At 67.9% G+C, this 18149-nt stretch carries 14 protein-coding genes and 1 tRNA gene; 5 read left to right on the top strand and 10 right to left on the bottom strand.

Features of this window, described 5'->3' with window-relative positions:
* Positions 1 to 13: 13 nt before the first annotated feature.
* The 3 genes from OU996_RS13945 to OU996_RS13935 all read right to left on the bottom strand — a co-directional run bounded on the left by OU996_RS13945 (position 14) and on the right by OU996_RS13935 (position 4795).
* The gene (locus OU996_RS13945; protein ID WP_267582210.1) at positions 14 to 1675 is read right to left on the bottom strand and encodes an SPOR domain-containing protein; all 1662 of its coding nucleotides are present in this window, start codon (positions 1673 to 1675) and stop codon (positions 14 to 16) included.
* Positions 1676 to 1795: 120 nt separating this feature from the next.
* The gene (gene argS, locus OU996_RS13940) at positions 1796 to 3562 is read right to left on the bottom strand and encodes an arginine--tRNA ligase (RefSeq protein WP_267582209.1); all 1767 of its coding nucleotides are present in this window, start codon (positions 3560 to 3562) and stop codon (positions 1796 to 1798) included.
* A 60-nt stretch (positions 3563 to 3622) separates the two neighbouring features.
* A complete protein-coding gene (locus OU996_RS13935; RefSeq protein ID WP_267582208.1) occupies positions 3623 to 4795 on the bottom strand; it encodes a deoxyguanosinetriphosphate triphosphohydrolase in 1173 nt (390 codons plus the stop codon).
* Between the two features lie 92 nt (positions 4796 to 4887).
* On the opposite strand from OU996_RS13935, the gene OU996_RS13930 reads away from it, so the two are divergent.
* The 3 genes from OU996_RS13930 to xth are packed head-to-tail and all read left to right on the top strand — an operon-like array spanning position 4888 to position 6844.
* A complete protein-coding gene (locus OU996_RS13930) occupies positions 4888 to 5271 on the top strand; it encodes a HesB/IscA family protein (RefSeq protein WP_267582207.1) in 384 nt (127 codons plus the stop codon).
* A complete protein-coding gene (locus tag OU996_RS13925; protein WP_267582206.1) occupies positions 5271 to 6020 on the top strand; it encodes a 5'-methylthioadenosine/adenosylhomocysteine nucleosidase in 750 nt (249 codons plus the stop codon). The genes OU996_RS13930 and OU996_RS13925 overlap by 1 nt, the downstream gene beginning before the upstream one ends.
* A gap of 35 nt (positions 6021 to 6055) precedes the next feature.
* Positions 6056 to 6844: an exodeoxyribonuclease III gene (xth, locus tag OU996_RS13920; protein ID WP_267582205.1), complete on the top strand. Its 789-nt coding sequence runs from the start codon at positions 6056 to 6058 to the stop codon at positions 6842 to 6844.
* A 15-nt stretch (positions 6845 to 6859) separates the two neighbouring features.
* Here the strand turns inward: xth and OU996_RS13915 are convergent, their stop codons facing one another.
* Both OU996_RS13915 and ilvD read right to left on the bottom strand, forming a co-directional pair.
* On the bottom strand, positions 6860 to 7723 hold the full coding sequence (locus OU996_RS13915) for a tetratricopeptide repeat protein (protein WP_267582204.1): 864 nt from the start codon (positions 7721 to 7723) through the stop codon (positions 6860 to 6862).
* The gene (gene ilvD / locus OU996_RS13910) at positions 7710 to 9437 is read right to left on the bottom strand and encodes a dihydroxy-acid dehydratase (RefSeq protein ID WP_267582203.1); all 1728 of its coding nucleotides are present in this window, start codon (positions 9435 to 9437) and stop codon (positions 7710 to 7712) included. The genes OU996_RS13915 and ilvD overlap by 14 nt, the downstream gene beginning before the upstream one ends.
* A 259-nt stretch (positions 9438 to 9696) precedes the next feature.
* On the opposite strand from ilvD, the gene OU996_RS13905 reads away from it, so the two are divergent.
* Positions 9697 to 10107: a lysozyme inhibitor LprI family protein gene (locus OU996_RS13905; RefSeq protein ID WP_267582202.1), complete on the top strand. Its 411-nt coding sequence runs from the start codon at positions 9697 to 9699 to the stop codon at positions 10105 to 10107.
* A 6-nt stretch (positions 10108 to 10113) separates the two neighbouring features.
* Here the strand turns inward: OU996_RS13905 and OU996_RS13900 are convergent, their stop codons facing one another.
* From OU996_RS13900 to OU996_RS13880, 5 genes are all read right to left on the bottom strand, one after another.
* Positions 10114 to 10830, bottom strand: a complete 717-nt coding sequence (locus OU996_RS13900) for an MgtC/SapB family protein (protein WP_267582201.1) — start codon at positions 10828 to 10830, stop codon at positions 10114 to 10116.
* 69 nt (positions 10831 to 10899) lie between these two features.
* Positions 10900 to 13734: a valine--tRNA ligase gene (locus tag OU996_RS13895; protein ID WP_267582200.1), complete on the bottom strand. Its 2835-nt coding sequence runs from the start codon at positions 13732 to 13734 to the stop codon at positions 10900 to 10902.
* A 195-nt stretch (positions 13735 to 13929) separates the two neighbouring features.
* Complete coding sequence (locus OU996_RS21405; RefSeq protein ID WP_324290702.1) at positions 13930 to 15165, bottom strand: DUF2497 domain-containing protein; 1236 nt, start codon at positions 15163 to 15165, stop codon at positions 13930 to 13932.
* A 226-nt stretch (positions 15166 to 15391) separates the two neighbouring features.
* Positions 15392 to 16801 (bottom strand): TolC family outer membrane protein, encoded by a 1410-nt coding sequence (locus OU996_RS13885; protein ID WP_267582199.1) that lies wholly within the window; start codon positions 16799 to 16801, stop codon positions 15392 to 15394.
* A gap of 184 nt (positions 16802 to 16985) precedes the next feature.
* Complete coding sequence (locus OU996_RS13880; RefSeq protein WP_267582198.1) at positions 16986 to 17648, bottom strand: protein-L-isoaspartate O-methyltransferase family protein; 663 nt, start codon at positions 17646 to 17648, stop codon at positions 16986 to 16988.
* Positions 17649 to 17912: 264 nt separating this feature from the next.
* Between OU996_RS13880 and OU996_RS13875 the strand changes: the two genes are divergently transcribed.
* Positions 17913 to 17986 (top strand) — tRNA-Cys (locus tag OU996_RS13875).
* Positions 17987 to 18149: the final 163 nt, after the last annotated feature.

Below are 18149 nucleotides of genomic sequence, written 5' to 3'. Positions count from 1 at the left end.
CTTCGGTTAGGGGTCAGTTGCGCTGGACCATGCAATCCCCGCCCTGCGCGCGCAGCGCCTGGCAGAGTGCATTGGCATCGTCACGATTGGTGAAGGAGCCAACCTGGGCGCGGTAGTAGATGCCGCGGTCGCCAAGGTCCGCCCGGCGCACCGCCATGGACTGGCCGTTCAGCACGCCCGGAAACTTCGCCTGCATGGAGCGCCAGGTGGCCTGGGCTTCCGCCTCCGAGCGCACCGAAGCGATCTGCACCACATAGGCGCCCGCCGGCGCCGGAGCGGCGGAGGTCGCTGCCGGAGCCGGTGTCGGCGCGGCGGCAACGCGGGCCGGCGGGTTCGGCGCGTTGGGCACGATGGAGGGCGTCGCGGCGAGCGGCGTCGGGCTGGTCGAGACCGGCGCGCCCGAGCCGGTGCTCAGCGGCGCCGGGGCGGAGGCCGTCGGCTGCGCGGAGGATTGGACGGAAGCCGTCGTGCCGGGAGGCACAGGGCTCGGCGTCGCGTCCTCGACGATCGTGCCGTCGGCCCGCACGGTGAGGGTTCGCACGCGCTTGGGTTCGGTTGTCTTTGCGCTCGGGCTGGTGGCCGGCTGGATGACGCGCGGCTGCGGCTGTGCCGCCTGGCTCACATCGACCGGCTGCTCCTCGCTGGAGACGACCCGCTCATTGCCAGTCGGGGCGCTGCCGCCAACGCGGTCATAGATCAGCTTCTGGCCGTCGGAGGAGGCCTCCGGCGCCGGCTGGGACGGCACGATCTTGTTCGGCCCCTGCTCGGCGTGGATCACCGGCGCATCGCCCGAGGCGGAGACGCTGGCGCGCTTATTGGCGACGAGCACATAGCCGGTGACCGTGCCGACGGCGGCGAGGGCCACAACGGCGACGACGAGCGCCAGGCGGCGGCGGCCGGACCGAGCCCGCTCCTCGCCATCGATCTGGTAATTCTGCTCGACGAATTCTTCCTCGTCATAGCCTTCATCGGCGTCAGCCGAGCGGCCGTAATCATAGGCATCGTCGCCGGCCGGAGCGTCCCGCGCGGGAGCGGGAGCCGGGGCCGGAGCCGCGCCACGCGCCATCCAGGCCGGCGGAGCCGATTCGCCACGCGGGGCCGCCCGCCCGGCAGCGCGGGGATCTTCATAGACCGGGTCATCCACCAGATTGAACGGCTGCGACAGGGCGCGCGAAATGGCGTCGGCTGCGCTGTCGCCAATCGCCGCCTCGTCACGCGAACGGGGCTGCGGAGCGCGCGGCTCGGGAGGGCGCGGAGCCGGCGGCGCAGCCCGCTCGGGGCGGACCATGGAGCGGTTGAGATCGCGCGCCGTATCCTCAAGCGAGGAACGCGGCGCGGGAGTCGCGGGCGGGGCCGGACGGCGCGGCGTCTCGGCGAAGACATCAGCCGCCAGCGCCGAGAAAGAGGTCGGCGCGGCGGGACGAGGTTGGGCCGGGGGGGCGCTCGGCGGGGCCGAGGGACGGGTCGAGGCCGGACGCGGCGGCAGCGGCGGGCGCGCCGCCGCAGGGGGCGGACTGGCCGGCGCGGGCGCGGCCGGACGAGCCGCAGGCCGCGCGGACTGGGCCTGACGCAGCAGATCCGCGAATTCGTCTTCCTGACCCATCAGGCGAGCGAGTTCGGCAAGCGGATCCTCAGCGGGACCGCCCTGCCGATTACGCGTCGTGTCGTTGGCCATGTTCACCGAACCTGTTCGCTGCGTCTCGCTACACACCCGCCGGGAGGCGGCACATCGGCGGCGGCAGGTCAGATGCGATCTGCGGGCACCTCAGGAGGAAGCACCCGTTCCGCGACTCGCTCACCGCATTTCTTCGGGAGCATCGACTCCAAGAATCGAAAGTCCTGAAGCGATGATCAGCGCGACCGCGTGCACAAGCGCCAGCCGCGCGTAGGTCAAGTTTCGATCATCTTCGATAATGAAGCGTAAATGTGGCATGTCTTTCCCGCGATTCCACTGTCCATGCAGGGCGCTGGCGAGATCGTAGAGATAAAACGCCACGCGGTGCGGCTCGCGCGCGCTGGCCGCCTGCTCGATGAGCCGGGGATAGGCGGCGATGAGCTTGGCAAGCCCAATCTCCCCTTCGTCATCGAGACGGGAGAGCTCGGCCTCCGCAAAGGCCCCCAGTTCGGTCGGCAGGTCCGGGAACGCCTCGCGCGCATTGCGCAGGATCGAGGATGCCCGCGCATGGGCATACTGGACATAGAACACCGGATTGTCGCGCGACTGCTCGATCACCTTGGCGAGATCGAAGTCGAGCACCGCGTCGTTCTTGCGGTAGAGCATCATGAAGCGGACGGGATCGACACCGACCTCATCCACGACGTCGCGCAGCGTGACGAAGGTGCCCGCGCGCTTCGACATCTTCACCGGCTCGCCATTACGCAGCAGGCGCACGAGCTGGCAGATCTCGACATCAAGCGCGCCCTGCCCGGCGGTCGCGGCGGTCACCGCCGCCTGCATCCGCTTGATATAGCCGCCATGATCGGCGCCCCAGACGTCGATCATCTGCTTAAAGCCGCGATCGAACTTGTTCTTGTGATAGGCGATATCGGCGGCGAAGTAGGTGTAGGTGCCGTCCGACTTCACCAGCGGGCGGTCGATCTCGTCGCCGAAGCCGGTGGCGCGGAACAGGGTCTGCTCCCGATCCTCCCAATCCTCCACCGGCGCGCCCTTGGGCGGGGGAAGGCTGCCCTGATAAACAAGGTCGCGGGCGCGCATCTCGTCCAGCAGCCGGTCGATGATCGAGGCGTTGCCGCCCTCGCGAGCATGGAGCGTGCGCTCGGAGAAGTAGACGTCGAAGCTGATGTTCAGCGCCTTCAGGTCGGTGCGGATCATCGCCATCATCATGTCGATGGCGACACCGCGCACCAGCGGCAGCCACTCGGCTTCGGACTTCGCGAGCAGCGTGTTGGCATATTTGGCGACCAGCGCATGGCCGACCGGGACCAGATAGTCGCCGGGATAGAGGCCGTCGGGAATGGTGATCGCCTCGCCCAGCGCCTCGCGGTAGCGCAGGAAGGCGGAGCGCGCGAGCACGTCCACCTGCACGCCGGCATCGTTGATGTAATATTCGCGCGTCACTTCGTGACCGGCAAAGGCCAGAAGGTTCGCCAGCGCATCGCCGAACACCGCGCCGCGGCAATGGCCGACATGCATCGGCCCGGTCGGGTTGGCAGAGACGTACTCCACATTGATCTTCTCGCCGGCGCCCAGCTCGGAGCGGCCGAAGGCACGGCCCGCCGTCAGCGCGGCCGCCAGCACGCGCGGCCAGTAGGCGAGATCAAGCGCGATATTGATGAAGCCGGGGCCCGCCACCTCGACGCGCGCCACGCCGGCGACGGCCGCGAGCTTCGGCACCAGCGCCTCGGCGAGGTCGCGGGGTTTCATCTTCGCTTCCTTGGCCAGCACCATCGCGGCATTGGTCGCGAGATCGCCATGGCTGGCCTCGCGCGGCGGCTCGACCACGACGCGCGCTACATCGAGCCCGGCCGGCACGCGGCCTTCAGCGGCAAGCTGGCCCACGGCGTCACGCACATGGTCGGCGAAGATGGCGAACAGGTTCATCGGCAGCAGCTCTCGGCTCGGCGCGTCGGCCCGCAGGGCCGGAAAGGACGGCCGCTGCCGCTACCGCAGTTCAGGTACGCTGTCAAAGAGACGGGCATGTTCGGCCAGCGCATAGCGGTCGGTCTGGCCGGCGATGAAGTCGGCGATCCGCCGGGCGCGGGCGGACTCGGTGCGGCCGGCGACACCGGCGCGCCATTCCTCCGGCAGCGCCCGGTCGTCCTGCATGTAGCGGTTGAACAGCGCCCGCACGACCTCGCCCGCCGCATCCATCTCCGCCATCACGCGGGGGTGACGGTACATGCGGGGGAACAGGAAGGCCTTCACTGCCCGCTCGGCCTCTGCCATCGGAACGGAGAAACCGACGAGAGTCCGCCCGAGGCGCCGCACGGCATCCGCGCTGTCAGGCTGGGCGTGGGCCGCACGGCGGCGGGTCTCCCCCACCACATCCTCGATCAGCGCGGTAATCATCCGCCGACCGATTTCATGGATGAAGCGGGAGCGGTCGAGGCCCGGAAAATGCGTGCGAATATCCGCGATGATATTGCCGACCAGCGGCAGGTCGGCGAATTCCTCGATGTCGAACAGGCCGGCTCGCAGGCCGTCGTCGAGATCGTGCACATCATAGGCGATGTCGTCGGAGATGGCGGCAACCTGCGCCTCGGCGGAGGCCCAGCTCCACAGCCACAGATCCTGCTTCTCCGCGTGAACCTCGATGGCATGCGGCAGCGGCCCGGCGAGCGGGCCATTATGCTTCACGATGCCCTCGAGGGTCTCCCAGGTGAGGTTGAGCCCGTCGAAGGAGGGGTAGCGATTCTCCAGCCGGGTGACGACACGCAGCGACTGGGCGTTGTGGTCGAAGCCGCCATAGCCGGCCATGCAGGCGTCGAGCACGCGCTCGCCGGCATGGGCGAAGGGCGGGTGGCCGAGGTCATGCGCCAGCGCCAGCGCCTCGGCGAGATCCTCGTCGAGCCCGAGCGCGCGCGCCAGCGAGCGGGCGACCTGCACGACCTCCAGCGTATGGGTCAGGCGCGTGCGGTAATGGTCACCCTCGTGATAGGAGAAGACCTGTGTCTTGTAGGCGAGGCGGCGGAAGGCCGAGGAATGGATAATGCGGTCCGCGTCGCGGCGGAAGCGGCTGCGCCCGTCGCCGTCCGGCTCGCCATGGAGACGGCCGCGGCTTTCTTCCGCCCGCGAGGCCCATGCCACGCGCGGCTCTGCTCCGGCCACCGCCATGCGCGCATCTCCCCTGCGTCGATGCCCCTTTGACTCGGGGCCGGCAGCACTTAACTATCCAGTCAGTTCATATTCAACCCGAAGGCCGCGAGATGAGCGCAAGCCCCGCACTGCCGAATGCGTCCTCAAACGCCGGTTCGCCTCCCCCCGCCACGGGCGTCGGGGTAACCGCGAGTGCCATCCGCCGCATCGCCGAGATTCTCCAGGGCGAACCCGGCGATGCCATGCTGCGGGTCAGCGTGGAGGGTGGCGGCTGCTCCGGCTTCCAGTACAAGTTCGACATCACCCGCGAGCGTGACGCGGACGATATCGTGATCGTCGACGGCGCCGCCCGCGTGGTGATCGACCCGGTCTCGCTTGAGTATATGTCCGGCTCGCAGCTCGATTTCGTCGATGACCTGATCGGCGCCTCGTTCCGCATCAACAACCCGCACGCGACGTCCTCGTGCGGCTGCGGCACCAGCTTCGCCCTGTGATGGGTCCGGTCGGCGTTCTCTGCGCGATTCCGCAGGAGCTCGCCTATCTCGCCGACAACCTGATCGCGGCCGAGATCACCGAGGTCGCCGGCATGCGCTTTCATGCCGGTCGACTCGACGGCGAGCCCGTGGTGCTGGCCCGCGCCGGCATGGGCAAGGTCAATGCCGCCATAGCCGCGACGCTGCTGATCGAGCGCTTCGGCTGCCGCGTCGTGGTGTTCTCCGGGATTGCCGGCGGGCTCGATCCCGCGCTGGCGATTGGTGACGTGGTGATCGCCGATCATGTGGTCCAGCACGATGCCGGCTATACCTCGGAGGCCGGCTTCACCGTCTATCAGGCCGGCTTTCTTCCTTTTTTCGCGCCGACCGATGAGCTCGGTCACAGCGCCGAAGCCGCGCTGCTCGAGCGGGTGCGCGCGGCGCTCGCCGATATGGCGCTGTCGCCGCTCTCCGCCACCTCCGATGAGCGCCCTCCCCGCCTGCATTTCGGCCGCGTGCTGACCGGCGATCAGTTCGTCAACAGCGAGAGCCTGCGCCGGCGTCTGCATGAGGAGCTGGGCGGCGTCGCCGTCGAGATGGAAGGCGCCGCCATGGCTCAGGCCTGTGCCGCCTTCGGCGTGCCCTGGCTGGTCATCCGCGCGCTTTCAGATCTCGCCGGCAACGAATCGCATTTCGATTTCCGGCAGTTCGTGGATGAGGTCGCGCTCTCGTCCGCGCTCATCCTGCGCCGGCTGATGCCGGTGCTGTAAGCTCGCGCTCCGATTCACCGACCTGGCAGGCCCCGATGATCATCGCCACCTGGAACGTCAATTCCGTCCGCCTGCGCATCGACAACACGGTCGCTTGGCTGAAGGACCGCCAGCCGGACATCGTGTGCCTGCAGGAGATCAAGTGCCAGGACGACCAGTTCCCGCGCGAGGCGTTCGAAGCGCTCGGCTACAATGTCGCCGTCCACGGCCAGAAGGGCTTCAACGGCGTCGCGGTTCTCTCGCGCCTGCCCTTCGACGAGGTGTCGCCCGGCCTGCCCGGCGATGAAAGCGACGTGCAGTCCCGCTTCATCGAGGTGGTGGTGTCGACGTCGCAGGGCGCGGTGCGGGTGTGCGGGCTCTATCTGCCGAACGGCAATCCGGTCGGCACCGAGAAATACCCCTACAAGCTCGGCTGGATGGCGCGGCTGAAGGACCATGTCGCCGCCCGCCTCGCACTGGAAGAGCCGCTCATCGTCTGCGGCGACTACAATGTGATCCCGGAAGCGGCCGATGCCGCCCATCCGCAGGCCTGGGTGAATGACGCGCTGTTCCTGCCGCAGACCCGCGCCTCGTTCCGCGAACTGCTCAATCTCGGCCTGACCGACGCGCTACGCGCCACCACGGACGAGCCCGGCCTCTACAGCTTCTGGGACTATCAGGCGGGTGCCTGGCCGCGGAACAACGGCATCCGCATCGATCATCTGCTGCTCTCGCCGCAGGCCGCCGACCGGCTGAAGAGCGCCGGCATCGACAAGCATGTGCGCGGCTGGGAGAAGCCGTCGGACCATGTGCCGGTCTGGGCGGAGTTCGATGTCGGGGGATGAGGAAGGCCGGCGCGCTCAGCGCACGTTCTTCATGTACTGCTCGAGATAGACCAGTGCCATGGCGCGCTCATCCGAGCTGGCGCCAGCAAAGGCCTCCTCATAGAGGTCGACGACCCACTTGTCCTCGGGACCGGCGGCCGCGTCACGGGCCAGCGTCAGCCACATCAGCCCCCGCGCGCCCTGACGCGGAATGCCATCGTCGCCCTTGAACAGCAGCCCACCAAGCGCGGCCTGCGCCTGATACTGACCCTTATGGGCGGCAAGGCCGAGCCAACGGGCGGCAAAGCGCGGATCGCGCGGCACGCCGTCGCCGTCGATATACAGACGGGCGAGGTGATATTGCGCGTCGGGATCGCCAAAATAGGAGGCGGCATAGGCGAACATGTCGCGCGCGCGATTCGGATCGCGGCGCACCTTGTTGGGAATGCCGACGAGGTAATAGCCGCCGAGCGCCACGAAGGCATCGGCCACGAAGCGCGCCTGCGGCGCCGACGGGTTGTCATCGGCATGCAGGTTGGCGATCTGGGTGAAGTACTCGAACGCCTTGATGTCGTTGCGCTCGACGCCCTCGCCCTCGGCATACATGCGCCCGAGCTTCCACTGCGCGCCGGCATGGCCCTGATCGGCGGCATAGCGCAGGGAATCGATCCCCTTCTCCATGTCGCCGGAACGCAGCGCCTGCGCGCCGAAGCGCACGACTTCCTCAAGCGGGCGGGTGCCGGAGGGTGGCACGACGCCCTTGGGCAGCGCCTGCGCCGCCGAGGCGGAATCGGTCGAGCCATCGAACGCCCGCGCGGGAGCCGGCGCGAGCGCCATCACGACGCCGCCAAACGCGGCGCCCATGAGGGCGAGAAAGACTGGGCGCTCAAATATCCGCATAGCACGATGTCTCGGCCGCGCCGCCGGGATGGGTGACCGCGCCCTCACGGGCGGGCCCCACGGCCTGCGCGAACTTCCAGATGGCCCCCGAGCCGACGGGCGAGGGACGCGGCACCCACTCCGCCCGGCGGGCGGCGAGTTCCTCGTCCGAGAGCGCCACGTCCAGCGTGCCCTCGATTGCGTCGATGGTGATGATGTCGCCGTCGCGGATCAGCCCGATCGGGCCGCCAACCGCCGCCTCCGGCCCGACATGGCCGATGCAGAAGCCGCGCGTGGCGCCGGAGAAGCGTCCGTCGGTAATCAGCGCCACCTTGTCGCCGGCGCCCTGCCCGTAGAGCGCGGCAGTGGTGGAGAGCATTTCACGCATGCCGGGGCCGCCCTTGGGGCCCTCATAGCGGATGACCAGCACGTCGCCATCGGCATAAGCGCGCTGGGCGACAGCCTCGAAGCAGGCTTCCTCGCCATCGAAGCAGCGGGCGGGGCCGGAGAACTTCAGGTTTTTCAGGCCCGCCACCTTCACGATGGCGCCGTCCGGGGCGAGGTTGCCCTTGAGGCCGACCACGCCGCCAGTGACGGTGATCGGGTCATTGGCCGGGCGCACCACGTCCTGATCCGGGTTCCACTTCACCGAGGCGAGGTTCTCGGCGATGGTCCGCCCGGTCACGGTGAGGCAGTCACCATGCAGGAAGCCATGGTCGAGCAGCGTCTTCATAAGCAGCGGAATGCCGCCGACCTCGAACATGTCCTTGGCGACATACCGCCCGCCGGGCTTGAGGTCGGCGATATAGGGTGTGCGCTTGAAGATCTCGGCGACGTCGAACAGGTCGAACTTGATGCCGGCCTCATGCGCCATAGCCGGCAGGTGCAGCGCCGCATTGGTCGAGCCGCCCGAGGCGGCGACCACGGTCGCGGCATTTTCCAGCGCCTTCAGCGTAACGATGTCGCGCGGGCGGATGTTGCGGGCGATGAGATCCATGATCTGCTCGCCGGCCGCCATGCAGAACCGGTCGCGGATCTCGTAGGGCGCCGGCGCGCCGGCCGAATAGGGCAGCGCGAGGCCAATGGCCTCGGAGACGGTCGCCATGGTGTTGGCGGTGAACTGCGCGCCGCACGCCCCGGCCGAGGGGCAGGCGACCTGCTCCAGTTCGTCGAGATCATCGTCGGACATCAGCCCGACGGAGTGCTTGCCGACCGCCTCGAACATGTCCTGCACGGTGACCGGCTGGCCACGGAAGGAGCCGGGGAGGATCGAGCCACCATAGATGAAGATCGACGGAACGTTGAGGCGCAGCATCGCCATCATCATGCCCGGCAGCGACTTGTCGCAGCCGGCAAGGCCGATCAGCGCGTCATAGGAATGGCCGCGAATGGTGAGTTCGACCGAGTCGGCGATCACCTCCCGCGAGGCCAGCGAGGACTTCATGCCCTCATGCCCCATGGCGATGCCATCGGTGACGGTGATGGTACAGAACTCGCGCGGCGTGCCATCGGCGCTCGCCACGCCCTTTTTCACCGCCTGCGCCTGGCGCATCAGCGAGATGTTGCAGGGCGCGGCCTCATTCCAGCAGGAAGCGACGCCGACGAGCGGCTGGTGGATCTGCTCACGGGTCAGACCCATCGCATAGAGATAGGAACGGTGCGGGGCGCGCGCCGGACCTTCGGTCACGTGCCGGCTCGGCAGCTTCCGCTTGTCGATGATGGTCCTGACGTCCATTTTCTTATGCGCATCCCGGTGGACGATGGCGTAGCGGGCAACTGCACCCGGCCACTACTTTCCCTCGCCTACACGTCGGATTTCGTGCCGGTTTGTGGCGGCTTCACGGCATCCGGTCCCGCGGTTCCAGTTATGGTTGCGAATGCGTGACACTGTTGCGGAGACGCCACGATCTCAGGCCTGTTTCGCCGGACGAACGGCGGATTCAAAATGTCAGAATCAGCCGACAATACATTGTAAACCATAAGGAAACGCCAAAATGCGCAGTTTGCTGACCGCCGCCACGCTGCTTGCCGTGGCGGGTCTGTGGGCGCTGCCCGCGCTCGCGCAGGATTGTACCGACGCCACCCAGATGGGCCTCGATGAATGCGCGGGAGCCGCGTACAAAAAGGCCGATGCCGAACTCAATCAGATTTACGGCCGCATCGTCGCTCGTCTGACCAAGGATGCCGGGACGAAGGCCAAGCTGGTGACGGCCCAGAAGGCCTGGATCACCTTCCGCGACACGGAGTGCGCGTTCCGCGCCTCGGCCGTCGAAGGCGGCAGCATGTACCCCATGGCGATGGCGCTGTGCCTTGCCGACGCCACCAAGCAGCGTGTCGCTGAGCTTCGCCCGCTGCTGTCCTGCCAGGAAGGCGACACCACCTGCCCCGTACCCCCTTCCCCGTGAGAGAGCTCAGTCGGCGGCGCTCCGCGTCCAGGTCGCGGAGATGACATCCGGCAGATGGCGGACCCGCGCGACCGTCGCGTCGAGCTCGGCGACACGCACGGAGGTGTTCACCAACGTCGCCCGCAGCTCGACCTTGCCATCCGGGCGATCCTCCTGCGCGACGACATCGGTCGGGAAATGCGCGGCCTCGAGCAGGGCCGAGAGCCGAGAGATGAGATCATTGGCGACCGCCGCCCGCGTGACCACCGTCACGCCATAGGTCGCCTCGGTCGATTCCTCCGGGCGCGGCAGGCGCTCAAGCGCCGTGACCAGCGGCCGGAGCATGGTGTTGCCGGCAAGGACGAACAGGGTGAGCAGAATCGCCTGCGCCACGAGGTCCGCTCCCGCGCAGGCTCCGACGGCCGCCGAGCACCACAGGGTCGCCGCCGTGTTGAGGCCGCGAATATTCGCGCCCTCCTTCATGATGACGCCGGCGCCGAGAAAGCCGATGCCCGACACCACATAGGCGACAACGCGGATCGCTCCTTCCGGCCCGCCCAGATGCACCGCCATGTCGACGAACTGACAGGCGCCGATGGCGACCAGAACATTGGTGCGCAGCCCCGCCGTGCGCTGGCGGTACTGCCGCTCCGCCCCGATCAGCGTGCCGAGAGCGAAGGCGACAAAAAGGCTGACGAAGGTCGAGAGAAAGTCGCTCGCCTCGAAGCTCGCAATGAACGGCATATGCCCCCGGCCCCGATGGAACGCGAGAGCCAGGCGCTTGCGACGAAGCGCCCGGCTCGACCAAACCTATCAGCTGGCGCGGCCGAGCCGTGCCAGGGCTTCGCGGATCTTCGCGGCGCGGGCTTCGGCTGCCTCGCGGCGCTCGCGCTGCTCCTCGATCACCTCTTCCTTGGCGCGGGCGAGGAAATCGCGGTTGTTCAGCTTGGCGTCGACCTTGGCGATGTCGTCGCTCGCCTTGGCGAGCTCCTTGGACAGGCGCGCCGCTTCGGCATCCATGTCGATGACACCCGCCAGCGGCAGGGCCGCGGTCTCGCCGCGCACCACGAGTTGGACTGCGCCGGCCGGCGCCTCCGCCTCGAAGCTGATGGCGGAGACGCGGGCGAGCCGCATCAGCACATCGCTCCAGGTCGCCACGCGCGTGCGCACCTGCTCGCTCGCCCCGACCAGCACCAGCGGCAGCTGCGCCCCGGCAGGAACGTTCATCTCGGCGCGCACCGACCGGATCTCGGTGACCAGATCGATCAGCCAACCGATCTCGGCCTCCGCCTCCGGCGCCTCGAGCCCCTGCAGTTCCGACCACGGCGTGAGAGCCAGAAGCCCGTCGCGCGCGGCGCCGCCCTCCGCCGTGCGGGCCCACAGCTCTTCGGTGAGGAAGGGCATGAAGGGGTGCAGCAGCTTCAGGATCTCGTCGAGCACGAAAGCCGCGGTGGCACGGGTCTCCGCTTTCCAGACCTCATCCGTGCCCATGAAGACGGGCTTCGCGAGTTCCAGATACCAGTCGCAGAAGATATTCCAGACGAAACGATAGGCCGCGCCCGCCGCCTCGTTGAAGCGATAGGCCTCGATGGCGGTGGTGATTTCCTCGCCGGCCTTCTGCGTCTCGCCGACGATCCAGCGATTCAGTGTGGTGGAGACCTTGGACGGATCGAAGGACGGATCGCGCCCACAGCCATTCATCTCGGCGAAGCGCGCCGCGTTCCAGAGCTTGGTCGCGAAGTTGCGATAGCCCTCGACACGCGAGGTCGCGAGCTTGATGTCGCGCCCCTGCGCCGCCATCGCCGCCAGCGTGAAGCGCAGGGCGTCGGCGCCGTACTGGTTGATGAGGTCGAGCGGGTCGATGACATTGCCCTTGGACTTCGACATCTTGGCGCCCTTCTCGTCGCGGACGAGGGCGTGGATGTAGACGTCCTTGAACGGGATCTCGCCGTCCATGAAGTGCAGGCCCATCATCATCATCCGGGCGACCCAGAAGAAGATGATATCGAAGCCGGTGATGAGCACCGAGGTCGGGTAGAAGCGCTTCAGCTCCGCCGTCTCGTCCGGCCAGCCGAGCGTCGAGAACGGCCAGAGCGCGGAGGAGAACCAGGTATCGAGCACGTCCTCGTCGCGGGTGATGAGAGCGGCCCGCTTCTCCGGGTCGTCCGCCAGTTCGCGCGCCTCGGCATCGGTGATGATGCCCGTCTGCACGCAATGGGCGAGCGCGGCGGCGACGGCTTCTTCCTCGGTCTCCTCGACGAAGACCGTGCCGTCCGGCCCGTACCAGGCCGGGATCTGGTGACCCCACCAGAGCTGGCGCGAGACGCACCAGGGCTGAATGTTCTCCAGCCACTCGAAATAGGTCTTCTCCCAGTTCTTCGGGATGAAGCTCGTGCGCCCCTCGCGCACCGCCGCCAGCGCCGGCTGGGCCAGCGTGTGGGCGTCCACATACCACTGGTCGGTCAGCCAGGGCTCGATGACGACGTTCGAGCGGTCACCGTGCGGGACCATGTGGGTGTGCGGCTCGATCTTGTCGACGAGGCCGCGCTCTTCCATGAGCGCGACCACGGCCTTGCGCGCCGCTTCGCGGCTCTGGCCGTTGAGGGCGAGCACGACATCGAGATCCGCCCCCGCCGTCCCGGCAAGGAAGTCCTCATTGCCGGCCAGCGTCAGCCGCGCCTCGGCATCGAGGATATTGATCATCGGCAAATTGTGCCGGCGACCGACCTCGAAATCGTTGAAGTCGTGCGCCGGGGTGATCTTCACCGCGCCCGTGCCCTTGGTTGGGTCCGAATACTCGTCCGGCACGATGGGGATCAGCCGGCCGACCAGCGGCAGACGCACCTTGGCGCCAGCGGCGACGAGGCCGATGTAACGGGGATCCTCGGGATGTACCGCGACCGCCGTGTCGCCCAGCATGGTCTCCGGCCGCGTGGTGGCGACGACGATGTAGTCGCGCGTCTCAAACTCGGTCGGCAGGCCGTCCGCGTCGAAGGCGACCGGGTGATCATAGGTCACGCCATCGGCGAGCGGGTAGCGGAAGTGCCAGAGATGGCCCTTCACCTCGACCTGCAGCACCTCAAGGTCGGAAATAGCCGACTGGAACTTGGGATCCCAGTTCACCAGCCGCTTGTCCTTGTAGATCAGCCCCTGCTTGTAGAGGCGGACGAACACCTTGAGGACGGCGCGCGAGAGCCCCTCATCCATGGTGAAGCGCTCGCGCGACCAGTCACAGGAAGCACCGAGCTTCTTGAGCTGGTTGATGATGGTGCCGCCGGATTCCTCCTTCCACGCCCAGACGCGCTCGACGAAGGCCTCGCGGCCCATCTCGCGCCGGCCAGGAAGCTGGCGCTCGGCGAGCTGGCGCTCGACCACCATCTGCGTGGCGATACCGGCATGGTCGGTGCCGACCTGCCAGAGCACGTCCTTGCCGCGCATGCGCTCGAAGCGGCAGAGGATGTCCTGCAGCGTGTTGTTGAGCGCGTGCCCCATATGGAGCGAGCCGGTGACGTTCGGCGGCGGGATGACGATGCAATAGGGCTCGGCGCCTACCCGGTCCGCCCGGCCAGCCTTGAACGCTTCCGCATCCAGCCAGTTCTGGTAGATGCGGCCCTCGACGGCGGCGGGATCGAACCTGTTCTCGAGCATTTTGGCTCCGGCACCTCGTGTTGAATGGGTGCGACAGAAAGCGGAGCCGGGCCGTCAAGTCAACGGGCAGACCGCAACTCAGCCCTGCGCGGAGACAACGGCGCAAAAGGAAAGGCCGCGCGGCAGTCAGCCCACGCGGCCTTTATGAAACCAACGATGAGGGCGCCTCTGGCGTCCCCCAACCGGATTGCGGCGTCAGAGCCCCTGGCGGGAGACGCGCTCGATCTCGGCGCGCACCAGACGCTCGACCAGCGCCGGCAGGTTCTCGTCCAGCCATTCCTTCAGCATCGGACGGATCGCCTCGGTCACGAGATCGTCCACCGTGCGGGAATTGGAGGCGACGGCGCGCGCCAGCGTGCCAAAGGCAGCGGAGACGGCGGTCGTCGTCGTGCCGGAGACCAGACGGTTCGGCGCCTCGGCGGTGGGAGCCTCGGCCGGGCGCGGCGCCGGGAAGAAGCGCGGCTCGCCACGGTTCTCCGGCCGGCGGTCCTCGGTTCCCTCAACCGAGGACGTGCGCGAGACGGGGCCCGTCTTGGCTTGAACCTGCATGTCGGCGATCTCCGGGACGGACGAGGGTTCAAAAGAGTGATCGGCGGCGACGGGCGCGGCCTCAGGAGCGGACGACTCGGCCACATCGGCCGTCTCCGCCGCCACTATCGGCTGAGTCGGCTCGGAAGCCACGGTAGCCGCCTCCGCCGCGTCGCCGGACATGATGGCGAGTTCCGCTTGCACTGCCTGCTCGACGAGATCGAGGTCGAGAAGGGCTGCGGCGAAACGCTCGTCCTGATCCTGAACCTCGGCAGGTTCGGGAACTTCCACCGGCGCGAAGACCGGCAGCGCCTGCGCCACGGCGGCACGGGCGGCCTGGCGGGTCAGCGAGGGGCGCGGCGCCGGGGTGAAGGTCGCCTCGGCCATGCGGCTCGCCGGCTCGCCGGCAAGCGTCGCAACGGCGCGACGGCCATTGACGAAGGGCTCGGAGGCCACGGGGCGTCCCACCGGCGTGTAGCCGAGGGAGCCGCCGTTGCGCGCGGCGTTCATCGCGCTGCGCGAGACAAAAGCCGGCAGATCGGCCAGCGGACGCGCGGTCTCGATTGGCGGGGCGTCGGCGGCCTGCGCGAAAACCTCGGCCGCGGGCACGGAATCGTCCTCAGCGAGAGCCTGAGACGCCCCCGGATGCCCGTTCTCATCCGCGCCGTTGAGATGATCCCCGACGGCGAAATGCGCGGCAGCATTCTCAGGGTCGGCCTCGGCATCGATCGCCTCCTCGGCGAGACGGCGGCTGGCCGGCAGATCGCGACGGGCATTCTCTCCCGTTGTATCGGCGGCGCTGCGCTCAACCGCCATCGGGCGAGACGAGGCAGGCGCCTCGCGCGAGCCGCTGGCGACTTCGTCGGAGATGATGCGCCGGATGGAGGCGAGAATCTCTTCCATGGATGGCTCGTTTGCCCTCGCGCTCGCCGACATGCGCTGATCCCGGTTCTAACTCAACTCTGCGGTGCCGGGCCCGCGACTCGCACGAATCACCCGTTAACGCTTCATGAATATGACACCGCGTCACGCAGGGCGCCACGGACGGCCCTATCGCTGTTGTGGATGGCAAAACGGGCCGGCAAGCCGACCCGTCTCAATCCTGCGGCGAAAGCCTTGCCTCAAGCTGTCACTGACCACCGGGCGTGCGCACGCCGATCCAGGCATCACGCACCTGATTGTAGTGAACCTGCGGCTTATAGGTCGCGACCTTGAGCCCAAGGCGCATGGAATTGAGCTGGCCAGTGGCGGACAGCACCGCATAGGACGCGACCACGCGGTCACGCTGGGCAATGACGAGATTGGCGCGGGCGTCGAACAGCGCCGTCTGCGCGTTCAGCACGTCCAGCGTGGTGCGCTGGCCGACGCGCCATTCCTCGCGCACGCCGCGCAGCGCGATCTCGTTGGCGGCAACGGAGGCCTGCGCCGACTCGATGGCCGCCTTGGCGGCTTCGAGGTTGCCCCAGTACTGCACCACATTGGCGCGAACCTGCTCGCGGTTCACGTCGACCTCGATGCGCATCTGGCCGAGCGTCTCCTTGCTCTGCCGGATCGTCGCGAACTCGCTGCCGCCCTGATAGATCGGCACGGAGAGGTTCAGCGTCGCCGACGCCGCTGTCTGGCGCTCGGTGTACTGGGCGCTGTTGTAGTCGGACGAGGCGGAGCCGTTCAGCGTCAGCGTCGGCGACAGGGCGGCTTCCGCCACCTTGACATTGGCCACGGCCGCATCGACGGCGAACTCGGCCGACTTCACCGCGGGATGGCTGCCGATACCCGTGCTCACCGCGGCAGGCAGCGTCTTGGGCAGCAGGCCGTCGATCGGCCGACCGGGGGACAGCTTGGTCGGCTTCAGGCCGATGACCTGGAAGAAGACCGCATTGGCGCTGTTCAGGTTGGCGTCGGCGAGAGCCAACTGGCTCTGCGCATCGGCGACGCTCGCCTCGGCCTGGGCGACGTCGGTACGGGTGATCTCACCCACCGCGAAGCGGTCGCGGGCGGCGCGCAGTTCCTCGCGCAGCGCTTCCAGGTTCTGCTTCTGCAGTTCCACCAGCGCGGCGTTCTGCAGCACGTTCATATAGGCGGTGGCGGCATCGAGCAGGACGAGCTGCTCGGTGTTGCGCAGCAATTCGCGCTGGCCCTTCACCTGCGACTCGGCGCTACGCACCGAATTCGCCGTGCGCAAACCGTTATAAATGGTCTGGCTGATCGTCACGCCGACGCCGCTGGGGTCGGTGCGGTTGTTGCTGATCGCCTGATTGCCCTGAAGAGCGGCATAGCCCGAATCGACACGGGTCTCGGCCCACTGGGTGCCGACATAGGCGCTGCCGAACACCTGCGGCCGGTAGCCGGCCAGCGCGATCGGCACATACTCATCGGTCGCCCGCGTGGCGGCGCGCTGCGAATTCAGCGTCGGATTGTTCTTGTAGGCGGCGGCGAGAGCCTGCTCCAGGGTCTGCGCGTGCGCCGGAAGCGAGAAGGCACCGAAAAATGAGACCGCCGTAAACACGACGATCCTGCCCCCGGTAGCTGACAGCCACATGGTCCAAACCCCTGCGAACGCATTACTTGTCCGGAGTCACCTGCCCCCAGGGAGACTCTTCTGATTCACGTCTGACGCAGCATCAGAATAGGGGTTCGGGTAGGCACTGTGAACCGCCCTCACCGCTCATCCCGACGTTTTAGTCGCACGCGCGGCAGTTCAGCCACAGCAGGTTCGGAAACGCTCAGAAAACGAAGCCGGGACGCGCCTCGAAACCGGGGAGCGTGGGCACGCCAGCGTCGAATACAATACGCGAGCCGACACCGCCGGGCGTGTTGGTGAACACGGTGGCGCGCCCGGCGCGGCCGCGACCGACCACGGCGACGAGCCGACCGCCGGGCTTGAGCTGCGCGAACAAAGCCGCCGGCACCTCGTCCACCGAGCCATTGATGAAGATGACGTCATAGGGCGCTTCGCCCGCCCAGCCGGCGGTCATCGGGCCCTGAACATAGGCGGCGTTCAGAAGACCCAGATCGACCAGCACCGCCGAGCCCAGCGCCGCGAGCTCCGCGTCTTCCTCGAGCGACACCACCTGACCGGAGAGCTTGGCCAGCACGGCGGTCGAATAGCCGGTGGCCGCGCCGACATCGAGCACCAGCGCATCCGGCCCGATCTCAGCCGCCTGCAGTAGCTTCGCGAGGACCATCGGCTCGACCAGATAACGGGCCGGCTGGCCGTCCTTCACCATCAGGTCATCGTCGATATAGGCGAAGTTCGTGAGAGACGCAGGAACGAAGCGCTCGCGCGGGGTCTCCATCATGGCGGCGACGATGCGCAGGTCGGTCACGTCGTTGGCGCGCACCTGCGCGTCCACCATGGCACGACGCATCTCAGCGAAATCGATCATTCGGGGAACCTCGGCAAGTCCGGGCGCCACGGGCGCACGGGCGGTAACGTCGCAGGAGAATTGCGACACGCGCGGGCGCAATGCAAGCCTTGTCGAAGGATTCCAATGTCGCGGACCACCGCCGCGCACAGCCGGCAGGCCCCTGCCCGGTCCCCGCGGCGCTCACGCGATGGGGATGGCGAGCCCAAGGTGCGTTGCCGATCCCGAAAGGCTCTGTTATGAGGCGCCCGGTCCATCGGTCGGGAGACATCCCGCGCACCGATCGGCCACGTGGCGGAGTGGTTACGCAGCGGACTGCAAATCCGCGTACGGGGGTTCGATTCCCTCCGTGGCCTCCAGTTCACGCACGCGCCGCCGGGCCGTCTCACGGTAACCGGCGGCGCGTGTCGTCCACGCTACACCTTGCCAAAGCTCGCCCCATGCACGGGCGGGTTGGTTTGACAACGCCCGCCGATCGTCGTTGATGAGGCCGCCGCCCTGGGCGGACCGCGATCGAGCCGC

The sequence above is a fragment of the Ancylobacter sp. SL191 genome, assembly GCF_026625645.1.
Classification (GTDB): domain Bacteria; phylum Pseudomonadota; class Alphaproteobacteria; order Rhizobiales; family Xanthobacteraceae; genus Ancylobacter.
The sequence above is the reverse complement of the archived record's forward strand: the minus strand, read 5'-3'. Positions and strand labels throughout refer to the sequence as shown.